Source organism: Pandoraea capi, assembly GCF_902459735.1.
GTDB classification, from domain to species: domain Bacteria; phylum Pseudomonadota; class Gammaproteobacteria; order Burkholderiales; family Burkholderiaceae; genus Pandoraea; species Pandoraea capi.
On sequence record NZ_CABPRV010000017.1, the window covers coordinates 1 to 17,037 of the forward strand.

17 protein-coding genes and 1 pseudogene are annotated in these 17,037 nt (G+C 62.4%); 13 read left to right on the forward strand and 5 right to left on the reverse strand.

The genetic code is table 11. The annotated features are described in order from the left end of the window. Positions 1–299 precede the first annotated feature (299 nt). Positions 300–1,175, forward strand: coding sequence for a hypothetical protein (locus PCA20602_RS24555; protein WP_150723423.1), 876 nt, complete (start codon positions 300–302; stop codon positions 1,173–1,175). A gap of 506 nt (positions 1,176–1,681) precedes the next feature. Here the strand turns inward: PCA20602_RS24555 and PCA20602_RS24560 are convergent. Beyond that, the gene (locus tag PCA20602_RS24560) at positions 1,682–2,578 is read right to left on the reverse strand and encodes a LysR family transcriptional regulator (RefSeq protein ID WP_150723424.1); all 897 of its coding nucleotides are present in this window, start codon (positions 2,576–2,578) and stop codon (positions 1,682–1,684) included. Positions 2,579–2,718: 140 nt separating this feature from the next. Here PCA20602_RS24560 and lldD point away from each other — a divergent pair, with 140 nt between their 5' ends. The 9 genes and pseudogenes from lldD (at position 2,719) to PCA20602_RS24605 (ending at position 11,560) form a co-directional block, all read left to right on the forward strand. Next, positions 2,719–3,861, forward strand: a complete 1,143-nt coding sequence (gene lldD, locus PCA20602_RS24565) for an FMN-dependent L-lactate dehydrogenase LldD (RefSeq protein ID WP_069340445.1) — start codon at positions 2,719–2,721, stop codon at positions 3,859–3,861. Between the two features lie 182 nt (positions 3,862–4,043). Next, positions 4,044–4,487 carry a LacI family DNA-binding transcriptional regulator gene (locus PCA20602_RS24570; RefSeq protein ID WP_281354674.1) on the forward strand — a complete coding sequence of 148 codons (444 nt, stop codon included), beginning with the start codon at positions 4,044–4,046 and terminating at the stop codon, positions 4,485–4,487. Beyond that, a pseudogene (locus PCA20602_RS24575) lies at positions 4,418–4,912 on the forward strand (SDR family oxidoreductase); the annotation flags it as partial. The gene PCA20602_RS24570 and the pseudogene PCA20602_RS24575, both read left to right, overlap by 70 nt. A 27-nt stretch (positions 4,913–4,939) precedes the next feature. Next, a complete protein-coding gene (locus PCA20602_RS24580) occupies positions 4,940–5,278 on the forward strand; it encodes a putative antibiotic biosynthesis monooxygenase (protein WP_069340190.1) in 339 nt (112 codons plus the stop codon). Between the two features lie 78 nt (positions 5,279–5,356). Then, positions 5,357–6,103, forward strand: a complete 747-nt coding sequence (locus PCA20602_RS24585) for a PA3715 family protein (protein WP_150723425.1) — start codon at positions 5,357–5,359, stop codon at positions 6,101–6,103. A gap of 65 nt (positions 6,104–6,168) precedes the next feature. Beyond that, positions 6,169–8,799 (forward strand): aconitate hydratase AcnA, encoded by a 2,631-nt coding sequence (gene acnA, locus PCA20602_RS24590; protein WP_150723426.1) that lies wholly within the window; start codon positions 6,169–6,171, stop codon positions 8,797–8,799. A 37-nt stretch (positions 8,800–8,836) separates the two neighbouring features. Next, complete coding sequence (locus tag PCA20602_RS24595; RefSeq protein WP_150723427.1) at positions 8,837–9,733, forward strand: GntR family transcriptional regulator; 897 nt, start codon at positions 8,837–8,839, stop codon at positions 9,731–9,733. A 28-nt stretch (positions 9,734–9,761) separates the two neighbouring features. Continuing rightward, complete coding sequence (locus PCA20602_RS24600) at positions 9,762–10,493, forward strand: ABC transporter substrate-binding protein (protein WP_150723428.1); 732 nt, start codon at positions 9,762–9,764, stop codon at positions 10,491–10,493. 212 nt (positions 10,494–10,705) lie between these two features. Further along, positions 10,706–11,560 carry a hypothetical protein gene (locus tag PCA20602_RS24605; protein ID WP_150723429.1) on the forward strand — a complete coding sequence of 285 codons (855 nt, stop codon included), beginning with the start codon at positions 10,706–10,708 and terminating at the stop codon, positions 11,558–11,560. Here PCA20602_RS24605 and PCA20602_RS24610 read toward each other — a convergent pair. Continuing rightward, the gene (locus PCA20602_RS24610; protein WP_150723430.1) at positions 11,557–12,348 is read right to left on the reverse strand and encodes an AraC family transcriptional regulator; all 792 of its coding nucleotides are present in this window, start codon (positions 12,346–12,348) and stop codon (positions 11,557–11,559) included. The genes PCA20602_RS24605 and PCA20602_RS24610 overlap by 4 nt on opposite strands. Before the next feature lie 137 nt (positions 12,349–12,485). Here PCA20602_RS24610 and PCA20602_RS24615 point away from each other — a divergent pair, with 137 nt between their 5' ends. Beyond that, positions 12,486–13,616 carry an FAD-dependent oxidoreductase gene (locus tag PCA20602_RS24615; protein WP_174981577.1) on the forward strand — a complete coding sequence of 377 codons (1,131 nt, stop codon included), beginning with the start codon at positions 12,486–12,488 and terminating at the stop codon, positions 13,614–13,616. Positions 13,617–13,675: 59 nt separating this feature from the next. Here the strand turns inward: PCA20602_RS24615 and gstA are convergent, their stop codons facing one another. Then, entirely contained in the window at positions 13,676–14,326 is a 651-nt protein-coding gene (gene gstA, locus PCA20602_RS24620) for a glutathione transferase GstA (protein WP_150723432.1), read from the reverse strand. A 173-nt stretch (positions 14,327–14,499) separates the two neighbouring features. Here gstA and PCA20602_RS24625 point away from each other — a divergent pair, with 173 nt between their 5' ends. Next, on the forward strand, positions 14,500–14,826 hold the full coding sequence (locus PCA20602_RS24625; protein ID WP_150723433.1) for a winged helix-turn-helix transcriptional regulator: 327 nt from the start codon (positions 14,500–14,502) through the stop codon (positions 14,824–14,826). A 332-nt stretch (positions 14,827–15,158) separates the two neighbouring features. After that, the gene (locus PCA20602_RS24630; RefSeq protein WP_150723434.1) at positions 15,159–15,749 is read left to right on the forward strand and encodes a hypothetical protein; all 591 of its coding nucleotides are present in this window, start codon (positions 15,159–15,161) and stop codon (positions 15,747–15,749) included. Between the two features lie 97 nt (positions 15,750–15,846). Here PCA20602_RS24630 and PCA20602_RS24635 read toward each other — a convergent pair whose 3' ends face one another. Together PCA20602_RS24635 and PCA20602_RS24640 are read right to left on the reverse strand one after the other, a co-directional pair. Next, positions 15,847–16,260: a RidA family protein gene (locus tag PCA20602_RS24635; RefSeq protein ID WP_150723435.1), complete on the reverse strand. Its 414-nt coding sequence runs from the start codon at positions 16,258–16,260 to the stop codon at positions 15,847–15,849. Between the two features lie 34 nt (positions 16,261–16,294). Further along, on the reverse strand, positions 16,295–17,023 hold the full coding sequence (locus tag PCA20602_RS24640; RefSeq protein ID WP_139133031.1) for an amino acid ABC transporter ATP-binding protein: 729 nt from the start codon (positions 17,021–17,023) through the stop codon (positions 16,295–16,297). Positions 17,024–17,037 lie beyond the last annotated feature (14 nt).

A 17,037-nucleotide genomic window follows, 5' to 3' on the forward strand; every position in this document is an offset into this window, starting at 1 on the left:
TCAACGTGAACCAAGCCGGCACGGCGGCTCTTTGGAAGGGAGGGCCGCGCATCAGCGGGGTTTATTTCAACAGCCTGCTAATCAACCAGGCAGCCACTAGTGAAGTATTATCCGGTCGTGTGTGAGCTTATCGCACAAATATACACACATCCTAACTTATCCATTTTTCAAACCGACGCGCAGGGACTCTGTTACGCTGTTTCCCGCTCCAGAAGTAGAACGCTCGGCCTCAGATACTTTTATCAAAACGGGAAGCGTTACGTCCCGCCCAAGCACCGTACTGTTTCGCCTACAACCAAATGTCAGAACCGAAAACGAAGCGCTCCCATACGCTTACATCCGTTCTTTCCGTCCTCACCAGTCTCATTTTGTTTTCATCTGGCATGGTGAACATTGGGCTAGGCACATGGTCAGCATACAAGGCAGAGTCGACACTGGCAGTTACCTTCCTTGCTGCCGGATTGATTCTTCTATTGGCTGCCACAATCGATCGATTCGAATCATTAAAGGGCTGGGGTATAGAAGCTCGGACCAAGAAGTTGGACGAGAAAATTAGTCAAGCCGATCAAGCGCTCGACCAGTTGAGGCAGGTTGCTGAATTGGCCACTGCTGCGATTATTCGCTTGGATACAGGCAACGGGCGAGCAGGCATAGTACCGGTTGCGAGTGAAAGTTATACGCTCGCGCAAAAATCAATAGAAACACTTAGAGCACTTCATTCGAAACCCGAACAGATTCAACAGATCGTCCGCCCCTGGGTCTCAATGATGTGTGCAGATCTAGCGTCCGCGCTCATCCACCCCCTACATAACATTATTCAACGCAAGGCAAATGAGATCGGCACAGAGGTGAATATCCTTCGCGCAACGGCAGCGAGCGAAAATCCGATTGAGGCATTAAGCAAGCTCACCAATGAGCAGAACGCTCTGCGCGCATTTCAGGATCACATCTTTACCGGAGCTTACGAATGTATTAAAGCGGATTTTCCCGAGAGCCTCTGTCGAATGCTGGAAAGCGCGCCGGTGAGTGTCCGCACTGAAACTCAGGAGGTGATTGATAGGGCTCGGAGTTTGGGCCCTCATGTCGTACAACTCCGAAATCAATTGAAGTTGGATGAGCCGGAAATCTGGCTCTCATTGATCGCCGACATGCGTCGCGGGAGATACGAAGCATAGGTGTGGCGCATGGACGTGCGCGCACCGAACGTACATGGAAATGCCCCCACACCACTGCAGAAGAGCTTCAGCATTCGGTGCCAAAGTGTATAAATTCCATTCGATCGGGCGCACAGGTTGGGCAAAGACACTACTGGACACGCCGGGGCTTGGCTAGTCCTCATAGCGATCTGACTTCTAGTACCGTATCCACATGACCGAGAGCTTCGACATCACATTCGTCGAGGACTCGGCGTACCCGGGGGGGGGGACGGAGCTAGTGCGCACCGCGTGGCGGTCGACCATACGTCGAACGGGCTTGCTGAGCAGCAAGTGGCAATTGACATTCGAAGCAGTGAGCTGGCGCCGCACGCTTCTCTTGTGCTGCTGATGTTACGGAGTTAATTGTTAGTTCGTTGGACTTTATCTAGTACATCGAAGGGCATCACGGAGTTTATTTTTTTCCGGCATATCTTCGAAATCGGCGTAGCCATTAGCCCTTGGGTTACGGAGTTAATTGTTACGCATCAGAGGGTCGCCGCAGGCCCCCCATGCACCTCCCGCGCCAGATCCAGCCAGGCACGCGCGGCCGAGGACAGGTGCGTGTGACTGCGCCATGCCAGCGAAATGTGCCAGTCCGTCTGCGGCTCGCGCAACGGAACCAGCACAATGCCCGGATGCCGATGTTTGAGCGCCAGCATGCGCGGCAGGAAGGCCACGCCCAGTCCCGCCGTGACCAGATCCACGATGAAATCGATTTGCCCGCTTCTGGCCGTCACGCGCGGCGCCACGCCTTTTCGCTCACACGCCGCCATGATGATGCCGTTCAGCGCAAACCCCGCTTCGAAGAGGATGAAGGGCGCGTCCGCCAGTGCCGTGAAATCGAGCCACTTTCGTTTGGCGAGCGCATGCCCCGCGGGGAGCACCACGACCAGCGGCTCCTTGCGCACGGCCTGATATTGGAAATGATCGGCCACCGGCAGCAGCAGCGCCGCCAGTTCGACCTCCCCGTCCTCCAGGCACTCGCGAAGACGCTTGCTGCCATGCTCCGTCAGCGCGATATCGATGTTGGGATAGCGTTCGCGATAGGTCACGAACATCTGCGCGAACAGCACGCCGCACCCCACCGGCGGCAATCCCAATCGCAAGGTGCCACGCTTGAGCCCCCGCAGATCGTCGATCTCGTCGATCATGTCGCGACGCTCCGCCAACAGCGACAGCGCCCGGCGATAGACGATCTCCCCGGCATCCGTCAGCTCGCTGCGGTGCCCGATACGACTGAGCAACGGCACGCCTAACTCGTCTTCGAGCGTCCTGACGGCCTTACTGACGCTAGACTGCGTCAGGGACACCACTTCGGCCGCCTGCGAGAACCCGCCCTGGCGTACCACTTCGACGAAGGTTCGTAATGCTCTCAGATTCATAACTATTCCAAATCCGACTGAATATCAGAACGAAAAGTCATTTTATCGGGGTATCGGTTGCCGTATCTTGATGCCCGTCCAACGCAGTGTCCCGAGCCGTCAGGGCTCGAACTCAAAAAAATTCGATGGGGAATCGCGTCATGATCATTTCTTCGGCGTCCGACTACCGGGCAGCGGCCAAATCGAGGCTTCCACGTTTTCTGTTCGACTATATCGACGGCGGTGCGTACGCCGAGCACACCCTGCGTGCCAACACGGCCGATCTGGCCGGCATCGGGCTGCGCCAGCGTATCTTGCGCAACGTCGAAAACCTGAGCCTCAATACGACCCTGTTCGGTCAGCCGCTGGCGATGCCTATCATCATGGCGCCCGTCGGATTGACCGGCATGTTCGCGCGACGCGGGGAAGTTCAGGTCGCGAAAGCGGCTGCGAGCAAGGGCATCCCCTTGTGCCTCTCGACCGTGAGCGTGTGCTCCATCGAGGAAGTCGCGGCGCAAAGCCCGCAACCGATCTGGTTCCAGTTGTACGTGCTCAAGGATCGCGGCTTCATGAAGAACGTGCTGGAGCGCGCCCGTGACGCCGGTGTCCGCAACCTTGTCTTCACCGTCGACATGCCCACGCCCGGCGCACGCTATCGCGACGCCCACTCGGGAATGTCCGGGCCGTTTGCCGCGTCGCGCCGAATGCTTCAGGCGATGACGCGCCCCCACTGGGCATGGGATGTCGGGTTGACGGGCCGTCCGCACGATCTGGGCAACGTGTCGAAGTACCTCGGCAAGCCGGTATCGCTGGAAGACTACATCGGGTGGCTCGGCAACAACTTCGATCCGTCGATCAGCTGGAAGGATCTCGAATGGATTCGGGATTTCTGGCAAGGCCCCATGATCATCAAAGGCATTCTGGACCCCGAAGACGCCAAGGACGCCGTGACCTTCGGGGCAGACGGCATCGTGGTCTCCAACCACGGCGGCCGTCAGCTCGATGGCGTGCTGTCCACGGCGAAGGCGCTGCCGCTCATTGCCGATGCCGTTGGCGACAACCTCACCGTGCTGGCCGACTCGGGCATCCGCTCGGGACTGGACGTCGTTCGCATGCTGGCGCTCGGCGCGAAGGGCTGCCTGCTCGGGCGCGCCACCGCCTATGCGCTGGCCGCAGACGGACAACGCGGCGTGGAGAACATGCTGGACATCTTCGCCAAGGAAATGCGCGTAGCGATGACGCTGACCGGCGTGACGTCGATCGACGCCATCGACAGGAACTCGCTGGTCCTCGGCAACCCGTGAATCCCGCGTCTTAACGACGACACTGCGCGCGCGATACCGCCGACGCATCGAACCGGCGCGGCGGTCCGCGGGCATCGGCGACGAAGCAAGTGTCATGACGAAATTGATGTCACTCGATTATCTGTCTGCTCCGTGAGATGAGTTCGAAACCCGATTCTCTGCCGTCCGGCGAGCCGGTGCGCATGGCCGATGTCGCGCAACTGGCCGGCGTGTCCAAAATGTCCGTGTCGAGCGTGCTGACAGGCCAACATGTCAGCGACGACATCCGCACGCGCGTGATGGATGCCGTGCGCAAGACCGGTTACGTCGCCGACGCCGTGGCCGGCGCTTTCTCGTCGGGCCGGACCAACGTCATCGCCGTGATCGTGCCGTCGCTCTCCAGCTCGAACTTCGCCGAGACCGCACGCGGCATCAACGATGTCGTCGAGCAACGAAATCTCCGCCTTTTACTCGCCAACACGGAATACCTGCTGGACCGGGAAGAAGAACTCGTGCGCGCGTTGCTCAGTCATCAGCCCCGGGGCATCGTCGTGACGGGCGGCAAGCACACGGCAAAAACGCGGGCGTGTTTACCCCGCAGCGTTCCATCGAAGACGTTTCGTACGACCACTGGATGCAGGCGGTGAACGTCAATCTGACCGGTGCGTTTCTTTGTTCGCAGGGCGCATTCCGGCTGATGAAAAAGCAATCGTCTCCGGGCGGACGCATCATCAACAACGGGTCGATCTCCGCGTACGCACCACGTCCACAGTCCGCGCCCTATACCGCCACCAAGCACGCCATTACCGGGTTGACGAAGGCAACGTCGCTCGATGGCCGTCCGTTCAATATCGCGTGCGGTCAGATCGACATCGGCAACGTCGTCAGCGACATGAGCGAGCTGATGGCGAAAGGCACGCTGCAAGCCAACGGCACCACGATGGTCGAACCCCGGATGGGAATGGACAACGTCGTGCGCGCCGTGCTCTACATGGACAGCCTTCCGCTTGAGGCCAACGTCATGTTCATGACCGTCATGGCCAGTCATATGCCGTTCGTGGGACGCGGCTAAGCCGCCCCCACCTCAGGAGACATTTCAATGCTGATCCGTTACGCGTTCTTCCGGGGGCAGATCAAGGCCGGTAGGGAAGCCGATTTCGCACGCCATGTGCAAGACAAACTGGTTCCCCTCTGGACACGCTTTCCCGGTGCGAAGGAAGTCAGGATTCTGCGGCAGCGACACACCGACGCCACCGACCTGAACCTGCCGCTCGGCATCGCGATCCGCTTCGACACGCAGGAAGACATCGACGCCGCACTGGCGTCACCCGCCCGGCTGGAGAGCCAGGCCGAGTCGCGCAAGCTCATGGAGATGTTTGACGGCACGGTCTTTCACACGGTCTTCGATGCACAGGAGTTCGTGGGTCCGTCAGACTGACTCTCCATCGAAACGTGCGGGCGAGCGGCGCCGCTAGAATAGGCAGACTTGCCCAACTCGACCGGTCGTCGCTCCCTCATGCGCAAAATCCTCACCGCTGCCCTGCTCTGTCTGCCACTGCTCGCCCACGCCGACTCTCGCGCCGATTGCAAGGACCGCTTCGGCGAATGGACCAAGGCATTACAACCGGGGCGCACCGTCGATACGGACTTCGCCACCTGCAAGGTCTGGCCGGCCAACCCGGCACAGACACTCGCTGTCCTGCCGATGCCGCAACCCGGCGGTACCGACGACGACAAGGTCTACGACGTCGAAGTGATCGTCGCCGACAGCCAGAGCGGCAAGATCGTGGCACACCGCTTCGAAAAGGCGGCGATCACCTCGGACGCCGTCATGTTGCGCGGCATCGCGCTCGACACTGCCCCGTGGCGTCTGACCGCTCAGGTGCTGGCGTTCGGCGTACGCACCACCTTCGAAGGGTCCTCGCGCGTCAACCCGTTCTCGCAAACGGCGCTCAGCCTCTACGTCGTCGATGGCACGAAGCTGCGCAAGGTCGTCGACAACCTCGCCACGCAATCGAGCGGCGGCGAATGGGACGGCAATTGCGCAGGCAGCTTCGACGACACGTCTCGCGCCGTCTCCGTCGGCCCTGCCGGGATAGACGGCTACGCCAGACTGATCGTGAGTCAGAAGACGACGACTACGACGAACAAGCCCACGCGCAACGACTGCGCGAGCAAGGAGCGCACGTCGAAGGGCGCAAACGTCACCCTTGAATACGACGGCGCACGCTATGTCGTGCCCAAAGCCCTGGCGGGTGGATGACCTGCCGGCAAGGGTGATTTTTTGCATCATTGCATTTTTACAAAAACAAATGCAATATTCGAGGCATGAACAATGCCCTCATTCCCCCACACACGCCGCTTGAACTGGACGGCACGCCCTATCGCTTCGTGGATTTGCCGACGATGTTCGGCGATGTGCTGCCGCGTCTGCCGGTCGTGCTGCGACTGCTGCTCGAGAACGCCGTGCGCAATCTAGACGACGCTGAGCGCGAGGCCGCAGTCTCGGGTGTGTTGGGCTGGCTTGAGCACGGCACCAGCGAAGCGGAAATCGCATTTCAGCCCACACGTGTGCTCATGCACGACACGACCAGCACACCGGCCCTCGTGGACATTGCCGCCATGCGCGACGCGCTGGCCGAGGCCGGCGTCGATCCGGCCGTCCTGAATCCCACGCTGCGTGTCGATGTATCCGTCGATCACTCGCTGGCCGTGGAGCAAACGCGCCGGGCCGATGCGGCCACGCTCAATCTCGAAATCGAGATGCGCCGCAATGCGGAGCGTTACCGCTTTCTGCGCTGGGCATCGATGGCGCTCGACGGGGTGCACATCAACCCGCCGGGCACCGGCATCATGCACACCATCAATCTCGAACAACTCGCCACCGTGGCGACACAGCGCACGGTCGATGGGGTGACGTGGCTGATTCCCGACACGCTCATCGGCACCGACAGCCACACGCCGATGATCAACGGCATCGGTGTACTCGGCTGGGGTGTCGGCGGGCTGGAAGCCCAGACGGTCATGTTCGGCATGCCGGTCATGCAGCGCATTCCCGACGTCATCGGTGTGAAGCTCACGGGACGTCTGCCTGCCGGCACCTCCGCCACCGACCTCGCATTGCGCGTGACGAAAGCGTTGCGCGACATCGGCGTGTCGGGCGAGTTCGTGGAGTACTTCGGCCCGGGGGTGTCGACATTGACGACAGGCGAGCGCGCTGTCGTTGCGAACATGGCCCCCGAATACGGCGCGACCACCGGCTACTTTCCGGTCGACGACAGCACGCTCGACTATCTGCGCGCCACCGGACGCGCCGAAGCCCTGATCGAGTCCGTCGAAACCCTCTACCGCAGCGCCGGTCTCTGGTTCGACGCCAACAACTCCCCGCGCTACACGCGCGTGATCGAGATCGATCTCGCTACCGTCGAACTGCATGTCGCCGGTCCTCGCCGTCCGCAGGATTTGCTGCCTTACGCGAAGACCGGAGACGCCCTTCGCGAAGTCGCAGGACAACCCGCGCACACCTCGACCTCACTGCCCGTCTGGCCGGTGGCCATTGCGGCGATCACGAGTTGCACGAATACGTCCGATCCTGCGCAACTGATCGCGGCGGGACTGGTGGCGCGTCGCGCGCGAGCCTTGGGACTGCGCGTCGCCGACTGGGTGAAGACGTCGCTGGCGCCCGGCTCCCCCGCTGCCGTCGACTATCTGCAACGCGCCGGACTCACGGACGATCTCGCCGCCGTCGGGTTCGACATCGTCGGCTTCGGCTGTACGACCTGCATCGGCAACTCGGGGCCGCTGTCCGCGCCGATTGCACAGGCCATCGCGCAACAGACGGCGTCGCCCGTCGCCATGCTCTCTGGCAATCGCAACTTCCCGGGACGCGTGCATCCCGACCTGAGTCTCGGCTTCATCATGTCGCCGGCGCTGGTCATTGCGTACGCGCTCGCCGGATCGGCCGCCATCGACCTCAGCACGTCACCGGTGCAGACCCGGGCCGACGGCACGGCCATCTACCTCAAGGACTTGTGGCCCACGCGTGAGGAAGTCGATGCCCTCGTTGCGTCGGGCACCCGCCCGACGGACTTCAAGTCGGCATTCGCCATCGCGTCGTGCAACCCGATGTGGTCGAGCCTCGACGCGCCCCAGTCCGCCCGCTTCCCCTGGGACCCCGACTCGACGGCATTGCGACGTCCGCCTTTCGCTTCTCTCGATGCGGGCACGCAACTGGGCGACTACACGGCTTACCCCCTGCTCGCGCTGGGCGACGATGTCACGACCGACCACATCTCGCCAGCCAGCGCGATTCCAAAGCAGAGCTACGTCGCCGACTTCCTCGTGGCAAAGGGCGACGACCGCAACGACCTGAACGTCTTCGCCTCGCGGCGCGGCAACTGGGAAGTGATGGTGCGCGCCGCGTTCTACAGCAAGACGCTGGCGAACCTGCTGGCCGACGACCTGCCGGTCGCGCACACGGTGCACGGGCCAAGTGGCGACGTCATGCCGATCTTCGAAGCGGCGCAACGCTATCAAGCGGCGGGCGATCCGGTCGTGCTGCTGGCAGGGGCGCGCTACGGCACAGGGTCCTCGCGTGACTGGGCGGCCAAGGGGCAGCGTCTCCTGGGGGTTCGCGCGGTAATTGCGGTAAGCTTCGAGCGTATTCACCGTTCCAACCTGATTGGCATGGGCATTCTGCCGCTGCGCTTTCCCGCAGGCATCGACCCGGTAACGTTGGCCATCCGTCCGAACGACACGATCCACATCGCCGCCAACGCCGAGACGATCTCGCCGCGCGGTGCCGTCGAAGTGCGCATCGATCGCGCCGATGGCCGCAGCGAGCGCTTCACCGCGACGGCTGCCGTCGAAACGCGCCTCGAAATTGCGCTGCTGCGACAAGGCGGGGTGATTCCGTCGATTCTGCAACGGACACTGGCGCAACACGCCGGGGCTGCATGATGGCGAGGTGCGGCATGCCGGTCCCGACTTCTTCGCGATGAAATCCGAGCGCTCCATTGCCACACAAATCGTCGATCTGATTCAGGCCGAAGGCATGCAGGCCGGTCAGCATCTGCCCGCGCAGATGCTCGCCGACAAACTGCGGATCTCCCGCTCGCCGATCAACGAAGCGCTCGCGCTGCTGCACGACAAGGGCGTTCTGGTACGTGAGCGCAACCGGGGATATTTCGTGGCACAACCGGTGCCGACGTCGGATGTCGACGCCGCGCAATCGCTCGGGCTCGACGAGACCGACATCGTCACGAGCACCTACTTCCAGATCGCGGACGACCTGCTGCGCGGCCAGTTGCCCGGCGAGTTCTCCGAACAACTGATTCGCACGCGCTACGGATTGACGACGACACAACTGGGCGCCGTGCTCGGACGCATTCGCGACGAAGGCTGGGCCGAGCGCAAACCCGGCTACGGCTGGCAGTTTTCGTCGATGCTGACAACGCCCGACAGCCTCATCCAGACGTATCGCCTGCGACTCGCGCTTGAACCGGCGGCATTGCTGGAGCCGGGCTACCGGCTCGATGCGAAGGTGCTCGAACGTCTGCGCGCCGCGGAGCGCCATCTGCTCGATGGCGGCATCGAGACCGACACGCCCGATCAGTTGCATGAGCGCGGCGTGCGCTTTCACGAGTCGCTGGTCGAGGCGTCGGGCAATCCGTTCTTCGTCGACACGATGCGACGCGTCACACGCGTGCGGCGTCTGCTCTCGTACCGCTCGATGCAGGATCGTGCGCGCTATCGTCCCCACGCGCAGCAGCATCTGGAAATTCTCGAATTGCTGGCGCATGAGCGCAACGAAGATGCCTCCGCATTGCTGCACGCTCACCTGCAACACACGATCGACGCCATCGGCAAGATCGCCGGTCTGCTCGAACCCTGATCCCTTCCCCCGACTTCCGACGCCCATCATGACGCCCGACCCGACCCTTCTCAAAGCGTTTGCACCGACTGGCGTACTGCGCGCCTGCATCAACCTCGGCAATCCGATTCTCGCGGGCACCGACGCCGAGTCCCGACCGGTCGGCATCTCCGTCGATCTGGCCGGTGCGCTGGCGAAGCGGCTGGGCGTCGATCTCGAACTCGTGGTGGTCGACGCCGCAGGCAAATCGGTGGAGACGGTCACGAACGAGCAGGCCGACGTCGGTTTCTTCGCCATCGATCCGCGTCGCGCAGCGACCATCGGCTTCACCTCGCCGTACGTCCTCATCGAAGGCTATTACCTCGTGCGCGACGCGTCGCCCGTCAAGACAAACGCCGATGTCGATCAGACCGGCACACGTGTCGTCGTCGGTAAAGGCAGCGCTTACGACCTGTTCCTCTCGCGCGAACTGCAACACGCGGAAATCGTGCGCGCGCCGACATCGCCGACCGTCATCAAGACGTTCATCGATACGGGCTGCGAAGTCGCGGCCGGTGTGAAGCAGCAACTGGAGCAGGATGTCGCGAACCTTAGCGGCTACCGCCTGCTCAACGAACGCTTCATGGTGATTCGTCAGGCCATGGGTGTGCCGATCACGCGCGGCGAAGCCGCACTGGCCTATCTGAAGACGTTCGTGGAAGACATGAAGCGCGAAGGCTTCGTGGCAGACGCCATGCAGCGTCACGGCATCGCGGGCGTGAGCGTCGCGCCTGCCGAATAAACTGATTTCATTCGTTTTTCGGTTCGTTTTTCCGCTCGTTTTGCTACTGGCCGCAGGCGCTGCCACCACGTTTCGCCTGCGTCGCCATGACTGCGCTCCTGCCACCGCCATCGACAAATGCCGGTTGCATGCTTCGGGGGTGCGCGGCGTGATGTGGCACTGACGTCGCAATGATGCCGCACCGATGCCGCACGTCAGTCATTCGAGCGAATATGCAAAAGATTCCGAACCGTGGGTTGCAGCTCCCGTCCCTCCAGATCACGCCGCCCACGCAGGCCCGGCCCGGCGCAACGCATGCCCCTGCCTCACTGGGACTTCCCACGCCGACGGCGGCCAACCCGCTGTTGAGCGGCCTGCCGGTCAGGGCCCGACGCTCGCCGAGTCCCTCGCCGGATGCCGCCGATCACTCGGATAGTGATTGCAGCATCGAGATCGTCATCGAGGAAGTCGAGCTGGAACCGCTGCCCCAATCCGAGTCACCCGGCGCGCGACGTCCGAACCGGCTCGCTCCCGGTCTCGATCACAACAACCTGACGGTCTTCGGCGCAGCGCGTGTCGAAACGGAAGTCAGCGGTCGTCCCACGCTTTTCAAGCACCTTCAGCCGCTGGATGGCCGCCATGCCGGTGAAGACCGCGGGGTGTCGTTCGAATCGAAAGTGATGTACCTAAAGCCCGCCGAGCGGGCCCAGTTCAAGGTCTCCGTGCAAGACGGCCTGATGATCGGCGCCGACGGCCGTCCCATCGATACGCGAGATGCATCGCGTCGCCCGGGCAAGACCCCGGAGCGCGCCATCTTCGTGATGGACAGGCACGGCGACATCTACTTGTCGAAGACCTTCAGGAAAGGGCTGTTTCACCATTCGAGCTTTCTTGCGGGACAGCCCGTCGCCGCGGCGGGCGACATCCGTATCGAGAACGGCAAGGTCACGGACGTATCGCGCACCAGCGGCCACTACCAACCGACGAGCCGGCACTTGCAGCAGTTCGTCGATCACCTGACGAACCTCGGCGTGCCGGCCACGTTCCACGTGCACGACAGCAACGCGACGCCCGCCGATTCGGTTTAGGCGCCGGTCCTTCCAATGCCGACGTATTTGCCCGGCGTCACACCAAACGCCGTGCGGAACATGGCAATGAAATTGCTCGGACTCGCGTAGCCCAACGCATCGGCGATGGTCGACACCGATTCGCCTTCCGAGAGCATCTCGACGGCGCGCATCAGCCGCGCCTGCTGACGCCATTCGGACAACGTCATGCCGACCGACGCGGCAAACAGCCGTCGCGCGGTGCGCATCGAAAGTCCCGCCATCGATGACAGCGTCTCCAGCGAATGCTCGCGCCCCGGCTCGCTCAGCACGAGTTCGGTCATCTTCAGCAGCCGCTTGTCGCTGGGCATCGGCAGATGCAGCGGCTCATGCCGCGCCGCCCGGATTTCATCGATGAGCACGGCCACGACGCGCTCGTCCTCCGGCGACGCCGCCGTTTCCGTGCGCCACGCCGCCACCCGCTCGATCAACGCTTCGAATAACGCCCCGACGGACAACACTTGCGGACGATCGGGCAGCGTCGCGCAATACGCCGGCGCGAGCAGGATGTTCGCGCCGGTTCTCACGCCCTTGAGTTCGCCCCAATGCATCAGATCCGGTGGAATCCACACGGCTCGTTTCGGCGGTAGCAGCCATGCGCCGAATTCGGTGCGGATGTGGAAATGTCCGGCGGCGATGTAGATCAGTTGCCCCTGCGGATGCCGGTGCCACCGGTTCAGGCGACTGACGCCGTGCAGCCGCTCGCCATCCAGACCGAAGCCTTTCAGAACGGCGCGATGCGTCGTGGTTTTCGCGGTCGGGCTGGGCATGTGGAGGTCGCGGGAGGATGGCCGATTTTCAGCATATTTTGACCTTATGCGGATAACGGATCAACCACGGCGACCGATAGAGTGCGTGCTGATACGCCACCGACGTGGCGCGCATGAAACGAATCAAGGGAATCGAAATGTCGCACAAACCCGCCATCGTCATCGCCGGTGCAGGGCCCGCCGGTCTGGTCGCCGCCAACATGCTCCATCGGGACGGCTTCGACGTCACCGTCTTCGAAGCGGATGCTTCCGTCACGTCGCGCGATCAGGGCGGCATGCTCGACCTGCACGTGCCGGACGGCCAGCTCGCGCTGAAAAAGGCAGGCTTGTTCGACGCCTTCATGGCCATCGCCCGCCACCACGATCAGGAACTGCGCGACATCGACTGGGCCACGGGCGCGGTGCTGCTCGAAGACATCCCCGCGCCAGGCACGGGAGATCGCCCCGAGATCGACCGCCTCGTGCTGCGCGAACTGCTGCTCACGCCGCTGCCTGCCGGAATGGTCGTATGGGGGGCGCGCATCGCACGGGTGACCCGGACGCCCGGCGGACGCTGCGCCGTGCGTCTTCACGATGGACGGACACACGAATGCGATCTCGTCATCGGGGCAGACGGTGCAGGGTCGGCCGTCAGAGCCGCACTCACCGACGTCCGTCCGAGCTATTCGGGGGTGACGTTCGTCGAGTTGTGGATGACCGATGTGGACCGCCGCCATCCTGCGATTGCGAAGAGGGTCGGACACGGTACGCTCATGTCGCTGGGCACCGGGCAAGCGCTGGGAACGGCGCTCTTTGCGCAGCGCAACGGCAACGCCGTAGTCCGGAGTTATGCCGCATTCCGCACCCATGCCGACGACACCGATCGCCCCGAGAAGGCACTCGCCAACCTCACGAAACAGGACCTTCTCGCGCGCTTTCCCGGCTGGTCGCCCACACTGCTGACGCTGATCGAAGACGCCGACCGTATCGCGGCCATCCGCCCCATCGTCGGCCTGCCGGTGGGCACGCGATGGCCTGCCACGCCCGGTCTCACGCTGATCGGCGACGCCGCGCACGTGACGCCGCCGATGGGTGTCGGCGTCAATCTCGCCATGCTCGACGCCGCCGAACTCGCGCAAGCCATCGCGAGCCAGACCGACTGGCAGGCCGCCGTGCATGCCCAGGAGCGGGCCATGCTCGATCGCGCGGCCGAGACGAGCGCGGAATGCACGAGCGCCTTCAGGGAATGGTTCGGACTGGCGAGCGTTGCCGGGCTGCCTGCGCAATAGCGCGATCGCACTCGGGTCTCTTGGGGACGACACCTCCCCGAACGCCATGACGTCCGAAACTACGCGGCGCGTGTCGTCACCTTGAGTCCTTCGTCCGCCAGCGCCTTGCGCACGGCCGGACGCTCTCGTACACGCGCATACCAGCGTTGCAGATGCGTCAGATCGTCGAAGTGAATGTCCGCCTTGTAGACGGAATCGAGCCACGACGCCTGCCCCCACTGCGTCAACGCGAACAGATAGGCATCGGCCACGGTATAGGTGTCGCCCATCAAATACGCCCGCTCTGCCAACTGTTCGTCGATCCATGCAAAGCGATGGGCGAGCTTCGGCTTCGCCGATTCGGTCGCGTACTTCCCCGCAAGCACGGCATAGAGCAGCGGAATAAAGCCCTTGTGGATTTCCGTGCTCAAGAAATTGAGCCACTCCTGAAGCCGGTAACGCGCCAGTGATCCGTTCGCCGGGGCAAGCCCCAACGCCGGCTTCCGATCCGCCAGATATTGCACGATGGCAGGTCCTTCTCGAAGTCGCGTGCCGTCTTCCAGTTCGAGTAGCGGCACGTAACCGAACGGATTGCGCGCGAAAAAGTCGCCGCCGTCTTGCGTCGTATGTGTCTTGTAGTCGACCTTCACCAGCGAGAAATCGTCGCCCAACTCATTGAGCACGATATGTGGCGACAGCGAGCAGGCCCCCGGCACGTAGTAGAGCTTCATTCATGTTCCCCGAATAGATTCGACAAGTTCAACGCGCTAGCGTTGTGATGCGTCACAGCTCACATCGAGCGCGATCGGCGCCATTCTAGGGATTTGGTATAAAAAGTGAAGAAGGCATTAAAATGTCACATAAGTACAAAAAATATACTTACTTTTAAAGATGTGAGTGTGTGATGAAAGAGAACCTGTCCGGCTGTTCGGTCGAAGAATCGATGCGCATTCTGGGAGGGCGCTGGCGCCTGTTGCTTGTGTCGTATCTGCTTGACGGCCCAAAGCGGTTCAACGATCTGCGTCGTGACGTTCCCGGCATCTCGCAGCGCATGCTGACACTGGACCTGCGCGCACTGGAAGACGCGGGGCTGATTACGCGCACGGTATATCCGAGCTCCCCCGTCAAGGTCGAATACGCGCTATCGGCAGATGGCGAGCGACTGCGCCCGGTGGTCGAAGTGATGAAGGAATTCGGTCTATGGCTGAAGGCACGCGACGAGTCGTCATGATCGCCGGATCCTAAAGAGCGAGGCCCGGGGCGAACCGTCGGGATATACCCGAAGCCTCCAGGGCGTAGCATGCGCTAAGGGCATGTCTGGCGGGCCTGAGCGGGTCACGCTCCGCCAAAATGGCGTGCCCCCGGTGGAAATTGGGGTAGCGGTCTGCAAATGACTGACTACACTTCCTAAATGCATACGGCGCATGGAGACCGCTCAAGACGGTTCGCTATGCGAAGTTCCAGGGTTTCATCGGAGCCCGGCAGATGCAGGAAGTGCGCCGTACGAAGGTAAAAATGGGGCCAGTGGAATAGCGATTCCATTCCTTCACGGGAGGCATGTCCATGACGTGCCTGAACAAATGGATGATAGGCGCCTGTGTCCTCACGCTTAGCGGCGTGGCGATGGCCGATGGCGCCGACTCGGGTTCATCCGAAAAGATGATGATGGCCAATCTCGGGCCCTCACCGCTACCCGTTTATGTCCCGCCACCGCCCGCGCCTGTTTCCGTCGCAGCGGTTCCGGCCGTTCCCGTCACGCTCTATCCGTTCGGCCGGGAAGGCCAGGAGACAGTGCAGCGCGTCGACCGAATGTCGCAAGCCGATACCAACGCCTTCCTCTATACGCGTATCGAAGCGATCAACGGCGCGGTGCACCCCAACGACCATCGGCCCGCCGACTGGATCGAGTCGACGCCGGCCGCCGATGCGGCGGCTGCGGCCAAAGCCTCGCGAAGTTATCTGAGCATCGGACCGAACCAGTCGCCACAGTTGTCGCTGGTGCAATGGAACAACGCGGACGACAAGCTCGGCTCCGATCCCAAGCGGGGGCTCTCGCTGAAGACGGAAGACTGGACCGTTTCCGCAAGTGCGAAAATCCCGATTCTTCGTCAGAAGGATCTCGGCGCGACGGTCTACGTCAAACGCCGCTTCTGAAGCCTGGGTCTCGCCTTTCACCTCACATCTCGCCACACAATGCAAGTGGCCGACGGTCGTGCGTCGGCCATTCGGTTTCGTACCGTCAGCGCAAGGCTTACGCGGTCGGCTTCACCGCCGTCACGTCGATCTCCACCAGCCACTCGGGGCGCGCCAGCGCCTGCACCACGATGCCTGTCGAGACCGGGAACACGCCCTTGAGCCAGCGTCCCATCACGTTGTAGACGGCTTCGCGATATCGCGGATCGACGATATACACCGTGACCTTGCAGATGTCCGCGAGCTCGCTGCCGCATTCGTCGAGCAGCATCTTCACGTTGGCCATCGCCTTTTCGGTTTGCGCCGTGACATCGCCGATACCGACGGACTCACGGGTGTCGAGATCCTGACCGATCTGCCCGCGCAGATAGATAGTGTTGCCCGCGATCACCGCCTGGCAAAGATCGTTGTCGAGCTTCTGTTCCGGGTAGGTCTCACGCGTGTTGAACTTACGGATTCGGGTGTGCGTCATGTTGTCTCGTGTCTGAAAGCGATGTGTCCTGCGCTCAATGCGCGAGGATCTTCGAGAGAAAGCGTTTGGCGGCAGGACTGGCGGCGTCGTTGAAGAACACGTCCGTCGGACTGTCCTCGATGATCGCGCCGTCCTCCATGAACACCACGCGATGCGCCACGCGTCGCGCGAAGCCCATCTCATGGGTGACAACCATCATCGTCATGCCTTCGCGGGCGAGTTCGACCATCACGTCGAGCACCTCATTGACCATCTCCGGATCGAGGGCCGATGTCGGTTCGTCGAACAGCATCGCCATGGGATCCATCGACAGCGCCCGCGCAATGGCCACACGCTGCTGCTGACCGCCGGACAACTGGCCGGGATACTTGTGCGCGTGCGCCGAGAGACCCACACGATCGAGCAGCGCCCGCGCCTTGGTGCGCGCCGACGTGGCATCGCGCCCCAGCACGATCTGCTGCGCGAGCGTGAGATTGCGCGTGAGGTCCAGATGCGGGAACAGCTCGAAGTGCTGAAAGACCATGCCGACCTTGCTGCGCAGCTTCGGCAGGTCCGTCGATTTCGCGGTGAGCGACGTTCCTGCAACCACGACGTCGCCCTTCTGAAACGGCTCCAGCGCGTTGACGGTCTTGATCAGCGTCGACTTGCCGGAACCGGACGGTCCGCACACCACCACGATCTCGCCCTTGCCGACATGCGTCGAGCACTGCTTGAGCACGTGGTGCGCGCCGTACCACTTGTCGACGCCGCGAATGTCGATGATCGGTTGTGCGTTGC

What these genes read in the sequence shown, in the direction of transcription:
- PCA20602_RS24605 (WP_150723429.1), top strand. Translation starts at nt 10,706, where the DNA reads ATGCAAAAGATTCCGAACCGTGGGTTGCAGCTCCCGTCCCTCCAGATC.
- PCA20602_RS24635 (WP_150723435.1), bottom strand. Translation starts at nt 16,260, where the DNA reads ATGACGCACACCCGAATCCGTAAGTTCAACACGCGTGAGACCTACCCG.
- PCA20602_RS24595 (WP_150723427.1), top strand. Translation starts at nt 8,837, where the DNA reads ATGAAATCCGAGCGCTCCATTGCCACACAAATCGTCGATCTGATTCAG.
- acnA (WP_150723426.1), top strand. Translation starts at nt 6,169, where the DNA reads ATGAACAATGCCCTCATTCCCCCACACACGCCGCTTGAACTGGACGGC.
- PCA20602_RS24615 (WP_174981577.1), top strand. Translation starts at nt 12,486, where the DNA reads ATGTCGCACAAACCCGCCATCGTCATCGCCGGTGCAGGGCCCGCCGGT.
- PCA20602_RS24630 (WP_150723434.1), top strand. Translation starts at nt 15,159, where the DNA reads ATGACGTGCCTGAACAAATGGATGATAGGCGCCTGTGTCCTCACGCTT.
- PCA20602_RS24625 (WP_150723433.1), top strand. Translation starts at nt 14,500, where the DNA reads ATGAAAGAGAACCTGTCCGGCTGTTCGGTCGAAGAATCGATGCGCATT.
- PCA20602_RS24585 (WP_150723425.1), top strand. Translation starts at nt 5,357, where the DNA reads ATGCGCAAAATCCTCACCGCTGCCCTGCTCTGTCTGCCACTGCTCGCC.
- lldD (WP_069340445.1), top strand. Translation starts at nt 2,719, where the DNA reads ATGATCATTTCTTCGGCGTCCGACTACCGGGCAGCGGCCAAATCGAGG.
- PCA20602_RS24600 (WP_150723428.1), top strand. Translation starts at nt 9,762, where the DNA reads ATGACGCCCGACCCGACCCTTCTCAAAGCGTTTGCACCGACTGGCGTA.
- PCA20602_RS24580 (WP_069340190.1), top strand. Translation starts at nt 4,940, where the DNA reads ATGCTGATCCGTTACGCGTTCTTCCGGGGGCAGATCAAGGCCGGTAGG.
- PCA20602_RS24610 (WP_150723430.1), bottom strand. Translation starts at nt 12,348, where the DNA reads ATGCCCAGCCCGACCGCGAAAACCACGACGCATCGCGCCGTTCTGAAA.
- gstA (WP_150723432.1), bottom strand. Translation starts at nt 14,326, where the DNA reads ATGAAGCTCTACTACGTGCCGGGGGCCTGCTCGCTGTCGCCACATATC.
- PCA20602_RS24560 (WP_150723424.1), bottom strand. Translation starts at nt 2,578, where the DNA reads ATGAATCTGAGAGCATTACGAACCTTCGTCGAAGTGGTACGCCAGGGC.
- PCA20602_RS24570 (WP_281354674.1), top strand. Translation starts at nt 4,044, where the DNA reads ATGGCCGATGTCGCGCAACTGGCCGGCGTGTCCAAAATGTCCGTGTCG.
- PCA20602_RS24555 (WP_150723423.1), top strand. Translation starts at nt 300, where the DNA reads ATGTCAGAACCGAAAACGAAGCGCTCCCATACGCTTACATCCGTTCTT.